The sequence below is a fragment of the Micromonospora sp. NPDC007230 genome, assembly GCF_042869115.1.
Lineage (GTDB): Bacteria > Actinomycetota > Actinomycetes > Mycobacteriales > Micromonosporaceae > Micromonospora.
The window spans coordinates 1-19,060 of sequence record NZ_JBIAFE010000037.1; the positions used below are offsets into that span (position 1 = coordinate 1).

At 68.4% G+C, this 19,060-nt stretch carries 24 protein-coding genes and 1 tRNA gene; 15 read left to right on the forward strand and 10 right to left on the reverse strand.

The window, feature by feature from the left end; translation table 11 throughout:
* The coding region (locus tag ACFYML_RS33290) for a hypothetical protein (protein ID WP_387424416.1) at positions 1-329 on the reverse strand (329 nt) is incomplete at its 3' end.
* Between the two features lie 141 nt (positions 330-470).
* On the opposite strand from ACFYML_RS33290, the gene ACFYML_RS33295 reads away from it, so the two are divergent.
* Positions 471-635: a hypothetical protein gene (locus ACFYML_RS33295; protein ID WP_387424417.1), complete on the forward strand. Its 165-nt coding sequence runs from the start codon at positions 471-473 to the stop codon at positions 633-635.
* Between the two features lie 247 nt (positions 636-882).
* Here ACFYML_RS33295 and ACFYML_RS33300 read toward each other — a convergent pair whose 3' ends face one another.
* A complete protein-coding gene (locus ACFYML_RS33300) occupies positions 883-1,419 on the reverse strand; it encodes a hypothetical protein (RefSeq protein ID WP_387424418.1) in 537 nt (178 codons plus the stop codon).
* Between the two features lie 838 nt (positions 1,420-2,257).
* On the opposite strand from ACFYML_RS33300, the gene ACFYML_RS33305 reads away from it, so the two are divergent.
* The 6 genes from ACFYML_RS33305 (at position 2,258) to ACFYML_RS33330 (ending at position 6,174) form a co-directional block, all read left to right on the forward strand.
* A complete protein-coding gene (locus tag ACFYML_RS33305) occupies positions 2,258-2,419 on the forward strand; it encodes a hypothetical protein (protein ID WP_387424419.1) in 162 nt (53 codons plus the stop codon).
* 126 nt (positions 2,420-2,545) lie between these two features.
* Positions 2,546-2,812 carry a transposase gene (locus ACFYML_RS33310; protein WP_387424420.1) on the forward strand — a complete coding sequence of 89 codons (267 nt, stop codon included), beginning with the start codon at positions 2,546-2,548 and terminating at the stop codon, positions 2,810-2,812.
* Between the two features lie 359 nt (positions 2,813-3,171).
* Positions 3,172-3,552 (forward strand): VOC family protein, encoded by a 381-nt coding sequence (locus tag ACFYML_RS33315; protein ID WP_357444831.1) that lies wholly within the window; start codon positions 3,172-3,174, stop codon positions 3,550-3,552.
* A 585-nt stretch (positions 3,553-4,137) separates the two neighbouring features.
* On the forward strand, positions 4,138-4,638 hold the full coding sequence (locus tag ACFYML_RS33320; RefSeq protein ID WP_387424421.1) for a hypothetical protein: 501 nt from the start codon (positions 4,138-4,140) through the stop codon (positions 4,636-4,638).
* A gap of 454 nt (positions 4,639-5,092) precedes the next feature.
* Complete coding sequence (locus ACFYML_RS33325) at positions 5,093-5,725, forward strand: TetR/AcrR family transcriptional regulator (RefSeq protein ID WP_387424422.1); 633 nt, start codon at positions 5,093-5,095, stop codon at positions 5,723-5,725.
* A gap of 20 nt (positions 5,726-5,745) precedes the next feature.
* Positions 5,746-6,174 carry a hypothetical protein gene (locus ACFYML_RS33330; RefSeq protein ID WP_387424423.1) on the forward strand — a complete coding sequence of 143 codons (429 nt, stop codon included), beginning with the start codon at positions 5,746-5,748 and terminating at the stop codon, positions 6,172-6,174.
* 271 nt (positions 6,175-6,445) lie between these two features.
* Here the strand turns inward: ACFYML_RS33330 and ACFYML_RS33335 are convergent, their stop codons facing one another.
* Positions 6,446-6,841 carry a VOC family protein gene (locus tag ACFYML_RS33335; protein ID WP_387424424.1) on the reverse strand — a complete coding sequence of 132 codons (396 nt, stop codon included), beginning with the start codon at positions 6,839-6,841 and terminating at the stop codon, positions 6,446-6,448.
* Between the two features lie 874 nt (positions 6,842-7,715).
* On the opposite strand from ACFYML_RS33335, the gene ACFYML_RS33340 reads away from it, so the two are divergent.
* Together ACFYML_RS33340 and ACFYML_RS33345 are read left to right on the forward strand one after the other, a co-directional pair.
* The gene (locus tag ACFYML_RS33340; RefSeq protein ID WP_387424425.1) at positions 7,716-8,177 is read left to right on the forward strand and encodes a hypothetical protein; all 462 of its coding nucleotides are present in this window, start codon (positions 7,716-7,718) and stop codon (positions 8,175-8,177) included.
* A 214-nt stretch (positions 8,178-8,391) separates the two neighbouring features.
* Positions 8,392-8,592 carry a hypothetical protein gene (locus ACFYML_RS33345; protein WP_387424426.1) on the forward strand — a complete coding sequence of 67 codons (201 nt, stop codon included), beginning with the start codon at positions 8,392-8,394 and terminating at the stop codon, positions 8,590-8,592.
* Positions 8,593-8,804: 212 nt separating this feature from the next.
* Here the strand turns inward: ACFYML_RS33345 and ACFYML_RS33350 are convergent, their stop codons facing one another.
* From ACFYML_RS33350 to ACFYML_RS33365, 4 genes are all read right to left on the reverse strand, one after another.
* On the reverse strand, positions 8,805-9,305 hold the full coding sequence (locus tag ACFYML_RS33350) for a hypothetical protein (RefSeq protein WP_387424427.1): 501 nt from the start codon (positions 9,303-9,305) through the stop codon (positions 8,805-8,807).
* Between the two features lie 218 nt (positions 9,306-9,523).
* Entirely contained in the window at positions 9,524-9,913 is a 390-nt protein-coding gene (locus tag ACFYML_RS33355) for a hypothetical protein (protein WP_387424428.1), read from the reverse strand.
* Positions 9,914-10,506: 593 nt separating this feature from the next.
* Positions 10,507-11,253, reverse strand: coding sequence for a hypothetical protein (locus ACFYML_RS33360; protein ID WP_387424429.1), 747 nt, complete (start codon positions 11,251-11,253; stop codon positions 10,507-10,509).
* Positions 11,254-11,312: 59 nt separating this feature from the next.
* The gene (locus ACFYML_RS33365; protein ID WP_387424430.1) at positions 11,313-12,155 is read right to left on the reverse strand and encodes a sigma-70 family RNA polymerase sigma factor; all 843 of its coding nucleotides are present in this window, start codon (positions 12,153-12,155) and stop codon (positions 11,313-11,315) included.
* Positions 12,156-12,360: 205 nt separating this feature from the next.
* On the opposite strand from ACFYML_RS33365, the gene ACFYML_RS33370 reads away from it, so the two are divergent.
* The 6 genes from ACFYML_RS33370 to ACFYML_RS33395 all read left to right on the forward strand — a co-directional run bounded on the left by ACFYML_RS33370 (position 12,361) and on the right by ACFYML_RS33395 (position 16,476).
* Positions 12,361-12,792 (forward strand): hypothetical protein, encoded by a 432-nt coding sequence (locus ACFYML_RS33370; protein ID WP_387424431.1) that lies wholly within the window; start codon positions 12,361-12,363, stop codon positions 12,790-12,792.
* Positions 12,793-12,827: 35 nt separating this feature from the next.
* A complete protein-coding gene (locus tag ACFYML_RS33375) occupies positions 12,828-13,214 on the forward strand; it encodes a hypothetical protein (protein WP_387424432.1) in 387 nt (128 codons plus the stop codon).
* Positions 13,214-13,507, forward strand: a complete 294-nt coding sequence (locus tag ACFYML_RS33380; protein WP_387424433.1) for a hypothetical protein — start codon at positions 13,214-13,216, stop codon at positions 13,505-13,507. Before ACFYML_RS33375 ends, ACFYML_RS33380 begins: the two co-directional genes overlap by 1 nt.
* Entirely contained in the window at positions 13,497-15,059 is a 1,563-nt protein-coding gene (locus ACFYML_RS33385) for a replication initiator (protein WP_387424434.1), read from the forward strand. The genes ACFYML_RS33380 and ACFYML_RS33385 overlap by 11 nt, the downstream gene beginning before the upstream one ends.
* Positions 15,060-15,127: 68 nt before the next feature.
* On the forward strand, positions 15,128-15,346 hold the full coding sequence (locus ACFYML_RS33390) for a helix-turn-helix domain-containing protein (RefSeq protein ID WP_387424435.1): 219 nt from the start codon (positions 15,128-15,130) through the stop codon (positions 15,344-15,346).
* Positions 15,343-16,476, forward strand: coding sequence for a tyrosine-type recombinase/integrase (locus ACFYML_RS33395; protein ID WP_387424436.1), 1,134 nt, complete (start codon positions 15,343-15,345; stop codon positions 16,474-16,476). Before ACFYML_RS33390 ends, ACFYML_RS33395 begins: the two co-directional genes overlap by 4 nt.
* A 69-nt stretch (positions 16,477-16,545) precedes the next feature.
* Here the strand turns inward: ACFYML_RS33395 and ACFYML_RS33400 are convergent.
* The 3 genes from ACFYML_RS33400 to cmk form a co-directional block, all read right to left on the reverse strand.
* Positions 16,546-16,619, reverse strand: a tRNA-Pro gene (locus tag ACFYML_RS33400).
* A gap of 170 nt (positions 16,620-16,789) precedes the next feature.
* On the reverse strand, positions 16,790-18,196 hold the full coding sequence (der, locus tag ACFYML_RS33405; protein ID WP_387424437.1) for a ribosome biogenesis GTPase Der: 1,407 nt from the start codon (positions 18,194-18,196) through the stop codon (positions 16,790-16,792).
* A complete protein-coding gene (cmk, locus tag ACFYML_RS33410) occupies positions 18,193-18,873 on the reverse strand; it encodes a (d)CMP kinase (protein ID WP_357441599.1) in 681 nt (226 codons plus the stop codon). The genes der and cmk overlap by 4 nt, the downstream gene beginning before the upstream one ends.
* Positions 18,874-19,060 lie beyond the last annotated feature (187 nt).

Genomic DNA, 19,060 nt, shown 5'->3' on the forward strand with positions numbered 1-19,060 from the left:
TGCGGACCCGGTGCGGGTGACCCGGTGTTGACGCCTTGAGCGGCTGCCGGTACCGGGTTGGACTCCCGGACCGGCACCGGCTCAAACCGCTGCGAGAAACCCGGATCGAGCCGTGACGGGGGTGCCTGGCTGGCCGTGTCCGACCCGTCACCGGCGGGTATGCGCCCCAGATAGATCGCGTCGGCTCCATTCGGCAGGAGCGTGATCGGCACGAGCCGCCCCGTGCGGGACAGCTTGAACCGAGCACACGTCCGCCAACCCTCCGCACTGTCGCAGTAGTAGTCCCGCCAGTCGCGCAAGCCCGCGTTGAGCAGCGGGAAGAGGGGCACTCCCGAGCCTGTAAGCAGCCCATGTCACTCCGATCCGGCCAGCGTCACCCGGCGGATGGGTGGGATGGCATGAGTTGGAGGGGCGGGTCTCGGTCAGCAAGCATACATATCGTATGGACGACTGGCGATCGAGAGGCGTTCATGTCGAACGCTGCTTTGATACACGGCCTGGTCACGCCCTACAAAGGCCTGGTCGCGCCCTACAACGGCCTGGTCGCGGTCGGACGGCCGTTGCCCGTGGCCGACGGCGCGTCCGCGTCGGCCGTCTGGTTCGCCCGGCTGGCGCGGGGCCAGGCCCGGGCCTAGGTCGGCGCCGCGCGCCGAGCGTTCCCGCTGCGCGGCAAGCAGAGCCCATGCCGCCGCGCCCTACGCCTCCGGCCACCCGGGGTGCTGTTGCGTTGTGAATCGGCGGACGTGTTGAAGCCGTGTGGGCGAGACCAGTCGGGAAGGTACAGGGCCTCATCCACGTGAACGCGTCTTCAGCACCCGTATACCGCGGACGGCGACCGCGAGATGCGGCACGCTGGCCGGGTAAAGGGGCGGCCTCGGCCTGTCACTCGAGCAGTGGCACCCATGCGGCGGCGACGGTTCCGTCGCGTCGCGCCTCGGTGAGCCGTTGAGCCGGAAGCGGCTCGGGGTGCTCTGCCTGCTGCAGGGGACCGACTCCGTAGACGGCGGCGACGGCACCCAGCGCCCTCGCGGCGGTCGTCCAAGTGGACGGTATCTCGCCGACGCCGTAGGCGAATACGTGACCGGTCGGGTCAAGCAACGCGAGACCCGTAGCGTGCGGACTCACACCCCAGGTGGTCACCCTCGCCGGATGTGTCGCCGATGTCCAGCGCGGCAGGCCCAACAAGATCGCCGCCTCCACCTGCGCCTCGCACCGCGAGCCAGTGAGGGTTTCCGTCCACGCGGCGCTGGCTGACTCGAACCAGGCGACGGCGACCACCACCGGTCCGTCGGCGTGAGAAGGCTCCCCTGGCTGCGGGATAGGAAAAGGAGCAGCAGCCCACGGCTTCTCCTGGCTCGTCACCCACACGTGCAGCCGTTCACCGCCGCGCCTTTTCGCATCATCGGCGACGGCAAGCACCCAGGCATCGCTGACCTTGTCTCGCGCGCCTGAGCCATCCGGGTGGTTTACCGGTGGAGTCGGCTCCGTAGCACCTGCGCTTTCCACAGCCGGTAATCCATCCGATACCTCTTGCGATGTTGCTGATGTCCACGGGCGGCATGCGTTCACCGGTTGAGTGGACCCGGGTACTGCCGCAGGTACGGGCCGCCGGCGGTTGAACACGTCGACACCATTCGGCAGGAGCGTGATCGACACGAGTTGGCCTGTCCTGTACAGCTGGTACCGAGCACATGTCAGCCAACCCTCCGCACTGTCGCAGTAGTTCTTACGCCAGGCGCTCAAGCTTGCGTTGAGCAGCGGGAAGAGGGGGCAGTCCTGAGCGTGTGAGCAGCCCATGTCGCTCCGATCTGACCAGCTCACCCGGCGGATGGGTGGGATGGCATGAGTTGGAGGGGCAGGTCTCGGTCAGCAAGCATACATATCGTATGGACGACTGGCGATCGAGAGGCGTTCATGTCGAACGCTGCTTTGATACACGGCCTGGTCGCGGTCGGACGGCCGTTGCCCGTGGCCGATGACGCGTCCGCGTCGGCCGTCTGGTTCGCCCGGCTGGCGCGGGGCCAGGCCCGGGCCCCGGTCGGCGCCGCGCGTTCCCGCTGCGCGGCAAGCAGATCCCATGCCGCCGCGCCCTACGCCTCCGGCCACCCGGGGTGCTGTTGCGTTGTGAATCGGCGGACGTGTTGAAGCCGTGTGGGTGAGACCAGTCGGGAAGACCGCGCTACTCCTCCGCCACGCCCAGGACCACACCGAAGGTCACCCGTTCCGTCACACCCAGCACCACACCGTCGGTCGCACGTTGAAGGCACATCGCCTCGTCACTCCGGCCACGATCCTGCGCTGGCATCGTCGCCTGCTCGCCCGCCACTGGGCTTACCCGCACCGACGCGGGCGCCCACCGATCGACCCGATCGTGGCCAGGCTGGTCGAGCAGATGGCCCGGGACAATCCCTGCTGGTGACACCAGCGCAACCAAGGCGAACTGCGCGGCCCCGGGCACGAATCGGCGCCTCCACGATCTGAGGGTTCCCCTGATAGCTCGGAGACTTTCGATCGTGGTCTGATAGGCCCTGACCAGGAGGTTTTCGTGCCTGCCCCTCGTAAGTACCCGGACGAGTTGCGCCAGCGTGCGGTGCGGCTCTACCGGGAGTCTGACTCCAAGCCGGTGATCAAGCGTCTGGCCGAGCAACTCGGCGTGCATCCCGAGGCGCTGCGCAACTGGATCGGCCAGGACGAGGCTGATCACGGCGAGCGCTTCGACCGGCCCACGACCACCGAGGCCGAGGAAGTGCGCCGGCTCCGCAAGGAGAATGCTGAACTGCGCAGAGGGCCTCACGGTATTCCAGTTCGGTGATGGAGGACTCCTGGCCTGGCGGGCGGTACCCGTACCGGGCAGGGAGATGCCGCTGCTGACCTCTGTTGACCCGACTGTCGGGCACGCAGCGGGCACGCCCCGAGCCCTGGGATGCTGTTCACGTCCCTTGCCAGGGAAAGGAGCCGGGGAATGGGCCGCATGGCCGATGGAACCCCTGGGCACGCGTCCGGTGTGTTCCTCGGCCCCCGCCTGGCGATCTGGCCAGGCGAGGGCCTGAAATCAATTCGAGCCCGCTCGCCTCGCCCGGTACGATCGCGAGCTTGTTCTCACTGCAGGGAGCCGATGAGATCCGCCCGCGGCCGCCCCGGCAGTTCCCATGCTGAGAGTAGGTTTCGTCAATGGCATGCCGTATCAGTGAGCTCGTGCTCAAGTGCCGCGACCCCGAGGTGCTGGCGCGGTTCTGGTGCGAGATCCTGGACTTCATAGTGCTCGATCGCGAAGAAGGGGTCTACATCGAGATCGGCCCGCGCGAAGGGTTCGGCGGCCCGCAGCCGACGATCTTCCTCATCCGCAACGACGAGCCGAAGAACGGGCATGCCCGGCTGCACATCGACGTCAACCCCACCGACCGCGATCAGGACGCCGAGCTCGAGCGCCTCCTGGCCGCCGGGGCCAAACTCGTCGACATCGGTCAGCCTGCGGATGCGTCCTGGCACGTCCTCGCCGATCCAGAAGGCAACGAGTTCTGCCTGCTCAAACGCCGCCTCGACCCACTCTGACGGCCCTCGCCCAAACGATCGACGCAGCCGCCACCCCGCAGCCGCCGACAAGATCTGGCGACCCCACTCAAGAGCTGGGGGGCCGGGTGGACGCTCGACCGCCCCGTGTCGCATGCGGTTGGTGAGGCATTGACCCAGCCAGCGGAACCTCGCCATCGCGTCGCCGTCGACCCGCCCTTGTGGGAGCGGGCCGCCGTCGGGGCCGCCACGTCGAGACGGCCTTGACGCACGGACGGACGCTGGCGGTCCCGGCGGCGCTCTGCTCGGCTCGCACCGGGTCTTCGGCGGTGGGATGGCGCTACCGCAACCACCCACGGACCGCGACCCCGCCCGCTGGACGCTGCATCGCGAGACCGGCATCAGAGGCCTCGGAAGTTGCAATGCGGACCTCCGTGGTGGCCCTGGCCTGACCGACTGGCTGGCTGGCTGGCTGGCTGACCGAGGCCTGACCGGATCGCGCGAGGTCCAGCAGATGCTGGCCCACCAAGCGGCCGAGGAAGGGGCGACAAACCCACCCGCAGCCGCTGACGGGACTTGACATCGCTTAGGAACTCAACGGCAAGCAGCATCCAGCAAGGGAGACACGTGAACGAAGACAAAAGCCTTCGCTGCTACGGCCTACAGCCGTCCTCCGCCGACCTGCCCCACATCCGGGAGATACTCCAAGCCCAGGCCGACCTTGAGCAGCATGACCAGGACACAGAGCTCATGAAGCTGTGCTGTCTGCAGCTGTTCAACGCCGGCCAGCTCAGCGACGTGCTCGTCATCTGGCAGGCCAAGGAATCGAGCTGGCATGCCCACTGCTCGATCGATGTCCAACTGCTCTGCGGAGCAGGACTGGACGCCACCAAGGCGCACCTTCGCGCCGACGGCTCGGAGGACGCCGCAGAAGCACTCCGCTACCTGCTCGACTGCGAGGCCAGTCACCACCGTGGTACCAGCAGCAGTCTCGACCACCACGAAGCGACACCGCCCCACCCGCGAGCAGGCGGCCTTGGCTTCCCCGCGACATACAGGCCACGCGGAACGGCCGCGGGCGGGGCAAATCGGCGACCCGTGCCGCGGCGTACCGTCGAGTGTCCTTGACCTGCTTCTTGGGCCACGGCTCATAGCCAATCCCGCCCTCCCGATCGACGGCCTGGCCGACCAATAGATCAACGTCAGCGTCGCTCAGCGCGCACCAGCGCGGTGCCTGTAGGCGCTGGCCCTCGACGACATCGAAGACGACAAGCTTGAAGCCGTCATCGCGATAGCCGAAGCCGTTGCGGTATAACGCAAAGACCTGGAACCCGGTATAAGGCCGGCGACGCGTCTAGCCGTGCACGCGGTTCGCGACCAGGGAGCCGGCCACGCACAGCATGCCGTCACGTTGGCCCACGACTGCCGTCATCGCTCGGTGGTACCGGGTAACGCGGCCCTGCCAACACCCTTTCTGCCCGCCTGCCCGCCAACATGGGCAATATCGCTACCTGGGCTGCGCAATTGGTTTGCCCTCATCTAGCCTTACTTCCGCTACCCAGGTATCGGAAAGGTGGTAACCATGCCCGAACGTGGCCCCTCTCGGGGCCGTCCCCGAGACATCGACGCTGACCGGCGGATCCTGATCGCCGCCCGGGATCTGTTGCTGGTCAATGGTTACGCTGCACTGTCCATCGACGAGGTTGCCGACCAGGCCGGCGTCGCCAAGACCACCCTCTACCGGCGTTGGCCGACCAAGGACCACCTGATCGTGGCCGTTGTTGCACTGATGCAGGATGACGTGCCGATCCTGGATACCGGTGACATCCGGGCCGATCTGACCGACTACCTACGTCAGGTGGCCGACGGCCTGAACACCATGCGCCGGGCCGGCTTGCCCGAAAGCGCGGACGACCGCTCGGCTGGCGTTGTCGCGGAAATCGCGGCGGCGGCGGCCCGGCACGCCGACCTCGGCACGCTGATTCGGGCCGTGTTCGCCCGCCGTAACGCAATGGCCATCGGACTGCTGGCCGCCGCAGCCCGACGCGGCGCACTACGCGCAGACCTCGACATCGCCGTCCTGTTCGATCAGCTGGTCGGCCCGCTGTACTACCGGATCCTGGTTACCGGCGAGCCGGTCGACCATCCCTACCTGGACCTGATCATCGACGGCGCCCTTCGCGGTGCCCGACCATCCCACGCCCACCCAGCCTGAGCATCACCCTGGAGGAAGTCATGTCCACGCCCGTCGCTACCGCACAGCAATCCACCGTCCAGTCCTCGATTCCGCCCGGGCGACTACGCCTTGCCCGCATCCTGCTGATCATCGCCACGGTCAGTGCGGTTGGCGCCGCGGTGACCCAGATCCAGGTCGTGTTCGATGCGGGCGGTGCGACCAAGGTGGTGGAGACCTGGCGGCTGTACGGGTTCGTGGTCTTCGCCGGCCTGTTCGCGCTCCTGACCGTCAGACCCCTTGGCAACCTCACGGTGTGGCTGCTGGTCATCATGAACAAGCTGGCGTTGACCGTGACCGGCCTCGCCTACCAGGCCCACGGCGGAATCGCGGACACCGGCCCGATCATCACCTGGGACGGCGGCCTGACCGTGCTGCTGCTGGCCGCATTCGCGGTCAGCCGGCTCGGGGCCAGGCCCTCAGCCGGCTAGCCGATGCCGGCCGGAGGTCGCCAGCAGGCCGGGGCCGGGCCGGGCGCGGCCCGCTTTGCGGACCGCCTTGATCCTTAAGAGGGGAATTCGGCAGTCAACAGGCACCGAGACAACAGGCACCGAGACAACAGGCACCGAACGACCCGACCCGACAAACTGTCGTGTTCGTCCAAGGCCACCCGAGAAGCCCTGCGGAAGCCTCGGCCAATGAGGTCTTGTCGCCAACCTGATGGTTGTGGTGTTTGACGGGGCGGGGGTGACCACCCACGGTCTAGCTCTGCGGTGCCAGGGTGCGTAGGACGCAGAACTCGTTGCCCTCGGGGTCTGCCATGACCACCCAGTTTCGGTCTGAGCCTTGGCCCACATCCGTCTTGGTGGCACCGAGGCCGAGCAATCTGGTCACCTCGTCCTCGGTGCTGCCGTCGATTGGGCTGACGTCGAGGTGGAGTCGGTTCTTCACGGCCTTGCCCTCGGGCACCTGGACGAACAGCAGGGTGGGCGGCATCTGGCGGGCCCGAACATCTTCAACGGTCGGCACCCAGGAGCCGATCTCGACCTTGCCCTCGCTCCGGTCGATCACCTTGAAGTCCATTACCTCGCACCAGAAGGCCGCAAGCATCTCCGGGTCGCGGCAATCAACGACCAACTCGGTGAACCGACTTGTCATGGCTCTCCCAGATAGTGCGGACGGGGTTCGGAGAATCGGCCAATGAGCCGTTGCTGTACTTCGTTGCTGTACAAGATCGAAAGGGGCCATCCGGAAGATTCCGAATGGCCCCTGAGCTGCGTCGGGACGGCCGGATTTGAGCCGACGACCCCTTGACCCCCAGGCAACCAACACGGGACGCTGAGCTGCGGCTCTGAAGCCGCTGAGCTGCCAGGACGGTCCCCCAGTGTCCGCAACAGTCCACCGGTGTCCGTCACGATCGTCACCCAGATAGTCACCCAGCCTGGTCGCCCGTCCGGCGCGCGTCGCTGAGCTGACGATGCATCAGACGGATCAGCTCGCGACACTCACGATCGGATGCGTTGGCGATGTCCCCACTTCAACCCCGCTGGTCCCTCTGCCGCCTGCGACGCCATGTGATCAGGAGACTGGCCACCGCGCCAACGGCGACGGCCAGCAGTGCCCAGCCGCTGGATGCCGCAGCTTCCGGCACGGGTAGGGCGGTCTGACGTCCACTCTCCGGCTCTTGATCATTCAGATCCATATGATCACGGTAGCGTTCAAGTTCGACCGAGTGGACTTCGGACGGCCTACCGACGGCCTGGACCTGGTCCCCATCGACTCCGAACAGGGGCGGACACGGTCAGTTTGGAAGGAGCATTGCCTGGGCCTCCAGTCAATAGGTTGATCTACCGTTGAGCAGCCGTGAGACTTGGTCACGCAGGACAGTGCCATCACGTTTGAGACGACGCCGGGTGCCGCTGTTGGCCGGTGTTGACCGCTAGATCGGGCACGTGTCGGGCATGTTGTCGGTCGTTGGCTGCGGCCGGGTCCGACCACTTGACCGGTGCTACGACCGAGATTAAGGAGGGGGATGGGCTACCCCGAGAGCGACTACCCACCGGCCGTGTTGCGCGGTGCGGCTGAGGCGCAGGATTGCGTCTACATTCTGGGTCTTCGGGAGGATCCGGATCGGGAATCGTGGTCGCTGATCTTCCAGGAGTGCGGCGAGCCTGACGAGCAGGACCGGGCGCTGGGGCTGGACACGTACTGGATTGGGGCAGGCGTGGACAGCCAGCGAGGCTGCCACGGGGGAGTCGTGGAATGCGAGATCCGTGCCTCTGCACAGCCAACCCTGCCGAAGATGCCGCCGAGCGACATGAGCCAGCTGCGGCTGGTGCTTGCTGAACAGGCCGCAGCGACACTTCGTCTGCCCACGGAGGTCTACTTCACCCTTCGCCTTCCCGACAGTCAGCTACAGATGGTCAAACGCGGCTTGGTCCGAGTGCTCAACTCAGGTCGGCCGGACTCAACTCCTCGTCTGCTGTGCATGTAAAACAGCTACGAGACGTACGGCCAACCGTCGGTCGCCCCCTTCGGCGTGAAGGAACGATCAGACGGTGGCAACCAGGGACTACAGCCGTCCTGAACTGCTCAGACGTTCCGTCAACGTCCGTAGCCGTCCGTCGTTGGTCGCCCTCGTCGTCACTCAGTTCGTCACCCCGTCCTGGCCGACGGCTTCCCGGCAGCCCCAGGGCTACCCTCACGCCATGCTCAGTCTCCTGGTCGACCTGCTGCCGATGAAGCTGTGGCAGCCCGGCAACCTATCTGCCGGAGGACGCCTGCACTTCTGCGTGGGCTGGAGTGACGAGCGGACTGTCGAGTGGCAGGGGCGTCAGATCATGGCCGGCAAGCCCGGAGGTGCCGCACGGATCAACGAACGCTACTTCCAACACAACGAAGATGGCTGAGGCGGGCGGCACCGTCAGCTTGGGAATCGGATTGATCTCCGGTACAAGCAGCCAAGCCAGCTGGTGAATGAGCGGAGAGCGTCAGGGTTTGCGGCTGTCGATGTGCTGGTGGTGGCCGTTGTTGACTGCTGGTTCGGGCACGCATCGGGCACGGCGACCGCCTCGGTCTGGACCTGGGACGCCGGGGTGCCGATCGCTGACGCCCGGCCGTGTCACTCCCACAAGTCGGCACCCTCGTTGCCGGACGGGTCCGTCTCCCCCAGAGACTCATGGAGCCCCCCGATCTCGCGGCCCGTCGGGTTGCACTCCGCGTCCGTCTCGACCAGGTGCCAGCCGGGGTCGCTCTCTCGCGCGTTCGGGTCCCCGCACCCGTCGATAATGCCCACTGCGGCAACGACCGCCTCGTACGCTCCAGCTCGTGCGACCAGCAGCACATCGTGGGGATCCGCGCCTGCGTCAATCAGCCGCTGGGCGGCCGCCACCTCGCTCAGATTGCTGGCATCCATCCAGGGAGATATCGCCTCTCGCCACAGGGCGCGCAGAACCATGAACCGAGCCAGCTGCGGAATGTTCTCGCTGATCTCTGACCTGGCCCACTCCTCCGGGTCTTGGGCTCCAAGCTCCCTGAACCTCTCCGCGAGCGATACAGCAGAATCGCGGACATCCGGCGGTAGAGTCGCCAGCCACTCGCCCCACGTAGGCCAGAAAGTCACAGCGTGATCATGCCTTTGCCTCGTCCGCTAGCCAACCCCGGCTCGGCGCGGTGTCCCTGGATGCCGTCAAGAGACGACGTGCCGGAAACCGACCGCTTCGGTGTGAAAGAATGATCAGCCGTCGCTGAGCTGGGCGAGCAGCCGGGGCGAGCTGCCGGAACAGTCCAACATCGTCCGTGGGCGTCCGGCGTTGGCCGCCCCGGTCGTCACCCAGTTGGTCACTCACTGGTTCGCACGAACTCCTGCAAGGTCCGGCATGCGTGGTCCACCGATGACACGAAATCGCCGGTGAACTCGACAGGATCGTCCATGACCGGGACCTCGACAGCCTCGTCGAAGGGCATCGAGTTGTCTCCCTGGAGGAGCGACATTGAATCTGGCGCATCAGCACGGTGGATCACTGCATACTTTCCCCGAAAGCCCACGGTGAGCAGCGGGAAGTCTTGATCAGGCATCCGGACCTCCAGATACCCTTCCCCTCGGGACCTGAGTTCCCCGAAGCGGTCGAACAGCTCAGCCGCAGTCGACTTGATCTCGGCTGGGTGGAACCGCCCCGAGGCCGGCGACGTTCCCGCCCAGACCACGTTCACGTCCGCGTACGAGCTCATTTCCACACCCCCAGTATGAGTCCGACCGTGTTCCCATCCCGTCTGCCGCCGACCCGCCCTCCTGGGGAGCGGGCCGCCGCCCGGTCCGCCACGTCAAGACGGCCTTGACGTACGTACGGACGCTGGCGGGCCGGGCGGTGGTCTGCTCGGCTTGCCCGGGTCGTCGGCTGGCGGGATGGCTCTGCGCAACCACCCACGGACCGCAACGCGCCGACGAAGCCCCGGCCATCCTGGAGTCGTTGCGCCCCCGCCGGAGGCGCAGTGACCGCGACCGGTCCACCACCGCGACCCGCCGCGCGGACCCGGCGTGCCCTTTCCTGCGCCGCGCTGCTCAGGCGCGGCGCGGTCGGCTGCCGGCGACCAACCTCCACCACTGTCCCCGCTTTCCCGTCTGCGGCGGCCCCGGGCTCCCCGCTCTCCGCGCCAGCCGCCGGGCGTGTTGCGTGGCCGGCGTGGAGCGACAGCGGAGCGTCGGACGCGCGCCCAGGCGGCGGCGCGTGCGGCCCGTTCAGGGCCGCCTTGAAGACGTACAGAAAGTTCTCACCACTTCGCCGGCAGCCGGCAGCCGGCCGGTCGAACTGCGAGATGGCTGCTCAGGCCGCGTAGACGGCGGTGGCGTCGTCGCTGCGCTTGTTGCGTGCCCACTTCATGCAGGACGGGTCGGCGGCCTCGATGGCGCGTACCCGGCTGATCAGCTCGGTCGGGCCGTTCTGCTCCAGGACGTCGAGCACATCGGGCCAGTCGAGCAGGCCGAACAGGGCCACCAGGCGGGCGGCTCCGTCGGTGAGCACGGCGACCCGTCGGACACTGTCGAGTGGGACTTCTCCGGTGATGGCGTGCTGAGCGGCGAACGGGTCCGCGGCTGCCACCCAGTACCCGCCGGGCTGGTTACGGGCAGCCAATTCGGCGTGCTTCATCCGCAGCAACGCCGCCTGCTTCTCGGCCGACCCGAACGGGTGGCGGTCGGCTTCCTCCCGTTCGGCGCGGGCGGTCTTGTCCACCCGGTCGTCGGTGATGACCTGGATGCCATCGGCGGTGTCGATGAGCACCGTAACGTCACCGAGCACCAGGTACTCCAGCGCGGTGTCCTTGAGCCTCAGCATGGCCGCTGCCGCAGAGGGTGTCCCGGGGTGGCTGAGGTCGCACGTGTCCCGGTGCTGGTCGGCCGTGAACCTGATGCCGTACATCAGCGCGTTGGCCAGCTCGGAGTCGCGGTCGGCGGCCAGCCCGGCGAGAGCTGAGCCGAGCTTGGCCGCATACCAGGCGATGCCGTGGACACATCCGGTGCCGGTGCGGGCGGTGGCACCATCGAGAACCACGATCAGGTTCTCGCTGGCCATGGCCCAATCCTCGTTGGACGACTTGGGGTTGCCTGCCTCGGAGGCGGTCGCGACGCGCATCAGGCCACGCCCTCGCTGCGGTAGATCGGCGTCAGGGCGTCGACCTTCTTGATCGTGCGCTTGGCCGGGTCGTAGGTGCAGGACACGAGCAGGGAGAATCGGCGGTTTTTCACCTCGCGGTACAGCTCGTCCAGGTGGTCTTCGAGGAACTGGGCGACGCCGACGGTGCCCATGGCGTGGATGCCGGCGAGGTACAGGAACGTGCCTCGGCCATCGGGCCGGGGAAGTCGGCCGATGTACCCGTAGTCGACCGGCTCGCCGCTGTCCGACGGGGAACGGAACTCCTCGCCGGTCTGGTGGTTCACCAGGTACAGGCCGCCGTCGTCCTTGCCGAAGCCCAGCTTCGAGTCAGAGGCGAGCACCTGCCCGACGAACGGCAGAATGCGGGGGCTGCCGACGACGACCAGGTTGGTGCGGTTTAGGTCGACCATGCCCGGTGGTGGCACCACCTCGTACTCGGTCTTCAACCCGAGTCCCCGAGCGAGGTTGGACAGCTTCTCGTAGGCGGCAAGCATCTCGGCGGAGACGACCGCGTACGGGTCCTTCTTGTCCGCCTCGAACTTGCCACCGACCGCCACGGTGAGCGGTCCGGTGCCGAGCATCGCCCGTTCCGGCCGGGGTCCGGACGACAGGAGTTGACCGACTCGGGCGCGGGTCATCCCGACGACCTGAGCAATCTGCGCATGGGTCATCCCCTGCGACACCATCTCGTCCAACGCCTCCCGGCGCAGCCGGGACAGCTCGTTGACCGCCGCCTGATGCTCGTCGATCAGGTCGCTGGCCTTGCGTGCCCGTTCTCCCGGGTCCTGGATCTCGGCCAAGACCTGCGGAGCGATCTCCACGGCCCCTCCCGCCTGGTGCGTTAGTCGTTCAACGCACTCTACCGGAGAACAGGGCTTGACCCCAGCAAGGGGGGTTGCGTAACCTCAGCACACATCGACGCGCAACCCCCCTTTACAGGGGATACGGGGAGCGCAAAGAGAAGGCCCCGACGGGATTGCGCCCCGTCGAGGCCCGGTGCATCGGCCCTCTGCGAAAGGAAACACGATGCCTGTCCAGCCTACCGTTCACCCTGCTCTGTGCGCCTCGGGCAACTCCTCGGCGCTGTCCGATGCTCGCCTGCTGTCTGCTCTGGCGACGCTTCGGGACGCGCTGGCCCCTGGGAAGGCGCTGAACCTGCCCGCAGTCCTCGATCGGGCTGCTCTGCTGGCCTGCCTGTCCGTGCTCACCACGAACCCCACCACTGTCCCCGCACCGGACACCTTCACCCGACCGCCGCGTCACAACTTCGCCGGCTACTGCATCATGTGCGGCCACCGAGGCTGCCAGTCCTCGGAGTGCATCGCTGACTTCGCACAGACCGCGTGGGCGGTCTGCAACCAGTGCGACGGGGCCGGAGCGGACCCCGTGTCCTCGATCCAGTGCTCCTGCTGGGGCGGCCTGACCCAGGTCGACTCCGAGGCGCTGGTGGTGGCCTGATGACGGTCACGCCGATTCGTCCCCACACCGCCTCTGTGGTGTATGTGGAAGCCCTGACCGAAGCGGAACTTCGGGTCGTCTTCTACGCCGCGAACTACCGGCGCACCGGTAGGGATCTGGTGTCCCCGACCGGTGATGTCGGCCGGATGACTCAGGCCATCTCCGAGGCCGTCAACCAGATCGGGCTTGACCTCATCGGTGAGGTCGCCGCCCTGGCCGACTGCATCAACGCGACGAGCAACTGGACGCTGCTCGATCAGGTCTTCCCCGACACCAAGCGGTGGGAGGACGCCGGGACGGCCACCCGGATCTTCCGTCACACCATCACGCAGACCCCGTCCTTCCTGACGGTGCACACGCTCACTCAGCGGTGGCACGCCGCACTGAGCGGCGGCATGACCGCCAGTCGGGCGGTCGCCTGATGACCACCACCCCCGCCCCGATCGCCTACCGCTGGCGTCAACCCCGGCTTGCCCGGGGCTGGGAACCCGTCCAGCTCATCGGCCGCATGAAGATCCTCGCCGCCCGCGACGGGATCGAGCTGCCGAAGACCTACCAACTCGTCCGCGACATCTACCTGTGGGAACACCACCGGGCCGACCTGCCCGCACCTGTGGCCTCCCTACTCGGCCGGATCTTCGAGCACCCGAACCCGTTCGGCACCGGCCCCATCACCCACCTACCGATGAAGGCGGCCCGCACCCGTGGCCGCTGACCTCACCACCGGAGTCCCGGACCAGGCACACCCGTCTGGTCCGGGGCACCGGCCCACCCCCACCCCGGTCGGCTCGTTCGTCGGCCGCGACGAATCCGCCTTCCACCGGGCCTGCGACCCTGGCGTCTTCGACTGGCTCGACCACGTGAAGGCAGCCGCGGGCTGCTCCCACCCCATCCGCCTCTCAGGCGAAGTCGCCACCCTCGACCGCGCCACCGGCCAACTCCTCCGCTCGATGTCGACGGCGGACCTGCCGGACGGGGAGATCTACAAGCCGTGCGGCAACCGCCGCCACGCCGTCTGCCCGTCCTGCGCCCGCACCTACCAGCGCGACGCCTACCAGCTCCTGCGCGCCGGCCTCGCCGGCGGCAAAGGCATCCCCGCGTCGGTCGCCCAACACCCGGCGGTGTTCGTCACCTTCACAGCGCCGTCGTTCGGCACTGTGCACACGCGGGTCGTGAAGCGGCACACGTGCGGCAACCGCCGCCGCTGCGACTGCCGCGCCGAACCGTGCCACCCGCGCCGCGCATCCGACCCCACCGCCCGGCCGTGCGAGCATGGCCAGTCCACCGTCTGCTGGGCACGGCACGAGGAAGGCGATCCCCGGCTGGGTCAGCCACTGTGCCTGGACTGCTACGACTACGACGCCCAGATCGTGTGGAACCACTCCGCCCCGGAGTTGTGGCGCCGCACCACCATCGCCACCACCCGCCACCTGCGCGCCCGCGCCCGCCATCTCGGCCTGCCCCCGGTGGAGCAGGTCACCGCCTCCGGCCGGGTCCGCCGCGTGCCGCCGGTCAAACCGTCCTTCGGCAAGGTCGCCGAGATGCAACGCCGCGCCGTCGTGCACTACCACGCCGTCATCCGCCTCGACGGCGTCGACCACGACCCGGACGCCATCGTGCCGCCCCCGGCCGGGCTCGGCGTGGACGACCTGGTCGCCGCCGTCGAACACGCCGCCGCCACCGTCGCCTTCACCACCCGCCCCCACCCCGCCCAGCCCGCCGGCTGGCACATCACCTGGGGCGACCCCGACAAGGGCATCGACGTGCGACCAGTCAACGCCGACGACGACATCACCGACGGGAAAGTCCCCGGCTACCTCGCCAAGTACGCCACCAAGTCCACCGAGGCCACGGGCCATGTGTCCCGCCGCCTCGACGGCGAAGTCATCGACCTCTACGCCAACGAGCACGGCACCCACCCCGAACGGCTCATCGACGCCTGCTGGACCCTCGGCGGCCACCGCGACTGGCAGATGCTTCGACGGTGGGCGCACATGCTCGGCTTCGGCGGTCACTTCCTCACCAAAAGCCGCCGCTACTCGGTCACCTTCCGCATCCTCCGCGACGCCCGGATCATCTGGCGACGCACGGAAACCGGCCACGAGTACGCCGACCAGCCGGAAGAGACAACCCTGATCGTCGGCCTACTCAGCTACGCCGGCTCCGGCTGGCGCACCACCGGAGACGCCCTCCTAGCCAACACCGCCGCCGCCATGGCCCGCGAGAGACATGAAGTCGCCCGAGATGAAGTCCTCACCGCCGCCTGACCGGGCCACCGATCCACCGTCAAGGCAGCCTTGACGGCCAACCTGTCCCCGCACGGAAGGAGCACCGCTTGACCGCACCCGCCCTCGACGTCCCTCCCAAGGCGCTCTACCGCATCACCGAGGCGATGCGACTGCTCAGCCTCTCCCGGTCCGTGATCTACGAACAGATCCGCGCCGGCCGGCTGCGCACCGTCCGGCAGGGTCGCACTCGCCTCATCTCCGCCGCCGCCATCACCGCCTACGTCGATTTGCTCGAACACGAAGCCGAGAAAGGAGGCACCGCATGACGAAACGCCGTGCCCGAGGAGAGGGCGGCCTGCACTGGGACGAGTCCCGGCAACGCTGGATCGCCACCATCACCGTCGGCTACACCCCGGCCGGCAAGCGCATCGTGCGCAAAGGCAGCGGCAAAACCAAGACCGAAGCCCGCACCAAACTGCGGGAGAAGATCCGCGACTACGAAGACGGCCTCGCCCTGGTCCAAGACGGGCACACCGTGGCCGATGCTCTCACCGACTGGCTCACCTACGGCCTGAGCAACCAGTCCGAGAACACCAAGTCGAACTACACCACCCTCGTGCGCTCCCACATCATCAGCGACCTCGGCGCGAGGAAGCTGCGGGACCTCACCGCCACCGACGTAGACCGCTGGCTCCTGGACAAGTCCCGGCACCTGAGCACCCGCACCCTGCGTCTGCTCCACTCCTTGCTGAACCGCGCGGTCAATCGGGCCATGGCGCGAGACAAGGTCAAACGCAACGTCGTAGCGCTCTGCGCCGTTCCATCCGGTCGCACCGGGCGACCGTCCAAGTCACTGACCTTTGACCAGGCCAAGATGCTCCTGGTCGCTGCCGAAGACAGCTCCCTGCACGCCTACATCGTGCTCTCTCTGCTGACCGGCGCGCGCACGGAAGAACTGCGCGCTCTCATCTGGGCACACGTCGACCTCACCGGCAAGCCGGACAACGACCCGCCCGCGCCACCGTCCATTCAAGTCTGGCGCTCGGTCCGCGTCGACGGGGACACCAAGACCAAGAAGTCGCGTCGCACCCTGGCTCTGCCGGCCCGGTGCGTCACCGCGCTCACCATTCACCGCGAGCGCCAAGGCCGGCCGGCCGCCGACCGCCTCGTCTTCCCCTCCGCCGCCGGCACGGCCCTCGACCGGCACAACGTGCTGCGGGCCTTCCGCCCGGTCGTCGCCAAAGCGGGCCTTGACCCGCGCGACTGGACCCCACGCGAGCTGCGGCACAGCTTCGTGTCCCTGCTGTCCGACAGCGGCATGAGCATCGAGCAGATCGCCGACCTCTGCGGCCACTCCGGCACGACCGTCACCGAGAGCGTCTACCGGCACCAACTACGGCCGGTGCTCCTGAGCGGCGCGGTCGCCATGGATCGGATCTTCGGCGCTGAGGCATAGTCACTCAGTTAGACACCCAGCTACAAAAAGAGGGCACATCCATCGATTGGATGTGCCCTCTGAGCTGCGTCGGGACGGCCGGATTTGAACCGACGACCCCTTGACCCCCAGTCAAGTGCGCTACCAAACTGCGCCACGTCCCGATGCTCCCGCTGGTCGTGCCCGCGGCAGCCGGTACAGCTTAGCGCAGGATCTTCGCGGTTGCGCAGAGGCCCCTCCCGCGTCGCGGCTGCCCGACCCCACTCCCCCGAAAGCGTCCTAGGAATGGAGAAGCCGCCGGGGAGGCCCCGGCGGCTTCAGGACGGGCGGAGACTCAGCCGTGGGCCTTGCCGCGCCCGCCCGGGCCGACCTTCTTGCGCGGGCGTACCGAGATCTCGATTGGGGTGCCCTCGTAGCCGAACTCCTCGCGGAGCTTGCGCTCGACGAACCGCTGGTAGCCGGCGTCCAGCGGACCGGTGGTGAAGAGCACGAACCGTGGCGGGGCCACCCCGGCCTGGGTGGCGAACAGGATGCGCGGCGCGCGACCACCGCGCACCGGGTGCGGGGTGGCCTGGACCAGGGCGGTGAGCCACTGGTTGAGCTGCGCGGTGGGGATGCGGGTCTCCCAGCTGGCCAGGGCCTTGCGCAGCGCCGGGGCGAGCTTGTCGACCGCCCGGCCGGTCTTCGCGGACAGGTTGAGCCGGATCGCCCAGGGGATGCGGCGCAGCTCCCGGTCGATCTCCTTGTCCAGGTAGTACCGGCGGTCGGCGTCGACCAGGTCCCACTTGTTGAACGCGATGACCAGGGCCCGCCCGGCCTCGACGACCATGGACAGGATCCGCTGGTCCTGCTCGCTGATCACCTCGCCGGCGTCGAGCAGCACCACCGCCACCTCGGCCGCCTCGATCGCGGAGGCGGTCCGCAGGCTGGCGTAGTACTCGGTGCCGCTGGCCTTGCCGACCCGCTTGCGCAGGCCGGCGGTGTCCACCAGCTGCCAGGTCTCCCCGCCGATCTCCACCAGGCTGTCGACCGGGTCGACGGTGGTGCCGGCGACCGAGTCGACCACCGCCCGCTCCTCGCCGGAGAAGCGGTTGAGCAGGCTGGACTTGCCGACGTTGGGGCGGCCGACCAGGGCGACCCGGCGCGGGCCGCGGGGGCGGTGCTCAACCACCTTCGGGGCCTCGGGCAGCGCCTCCATGATCGCGTCGAGCAGGTCGCCGGAGCCGCGGCCGTGCAGCGCGGAGACCGGGTACGGCTCGCCGAGGCCGAGCGACCACAGCGCGGTCGCTTCCATCTCGACGGCGGTGTTGTCGGCCTTGTTGCCAACCAGGATCACCGGCTTGGCGCTGCGCCGCAGCATCTTCACCGCGGCCTCGTCCACATCGGTCGCGCCGACCGTCGCGTCCACCACGAAGAGCACTACGTCGGCGGTGGCGACGGCGATCTCGGCCTGCGCGGCGATCGCGGCGGCCCGGTCCTTCGCGTCCGGCTCCCAGCCGCCGGTGTCCACCACGGTGAACGCCCGACCGTTCCACTGCGCGTCGTACGGGACGCGGTCGCGGGTGACGCCGGGAATGTCCTCGACGACCGCCTGGCGGCGGCCGATGATCCGGTTGACCAGCGTCGACTTGCCCACGTTGGGCCGGCCGACCACGGCCACCACGGGCTGCGGGCCGGACGGTTCGCCGGCCTCAAGTTCGGGGTCGCGGAGCTCGACCCAGCCGCCAAGTTCCTCGGTCACGCCACGCCCCGCTCGGTGAGCAGCGCCCGCAGCCGGGCGACGACCTCGTCGATGCCCAGCTCGGTGGTGTCCAGCACGACCGCGTCGGGGGCCTGCTGCAGCGGGTTGACCTCGCGGGTCGAGTCGAGCCGGTCGCGGCGGGCCAGGTCGGCGGCGGTCGCCGCGACGTCGGCGGCGTCCTCGGCGCTGCGGCGCTGGGCGCGGGCCGACTCCGAGGCGGTCAGGTAGACCTTCAGGTCGGCGTCCGGGGCGACCACCGAGCCGATGTCGCGGCCCTCGACCACGATCCGGTCGGAGTTGGTGATCATCTCCCGCTGCCGGGCGACGAGCTGCTCGCGGACGGCCGGCACGGCGGCCACCGCGGAGACCGCGGCGGTCACCTCCGGGCCCCGGATCTCCTTCTCCACGTGCACGCCGTCGGCGATCACGCCGTACCCCTGGGGGTCGGTGCCGATGCGCAGGTCGACCTCGCCGGCGACCTTGGCCACCGACTCGACGTCGGTCAGGTCGACGCCGGAGCGCAGCACCGCCCAGGTGACCGCCCGGTACATGGCGCCGGTGTCGAGGTAGCGGGCGCCGAGGCTGACGGCGAGCCGCCGCGAGACGGTGGACTTACCCGAACCGGATGGCCCGTCCACCGCGACCACGCACCGTCCGGTCCGTTCGTTCTGCCCCACCGTGTTCCTCCTCAGCCCGTATCTCGCGGGTCGCCGGTTCCTCCGGCGCCGTTGAGCGGTTGTCCATCGTCAATGATGCCCGCCGTCGCGGGACGGCCCGCGCACGGTGCCGCCGGGCGCGATCCGCGCCACGACGGCCCGCTGGACCGCGACGAAGCCTACCGTCAGCGGTACCCGGAACGTCCGG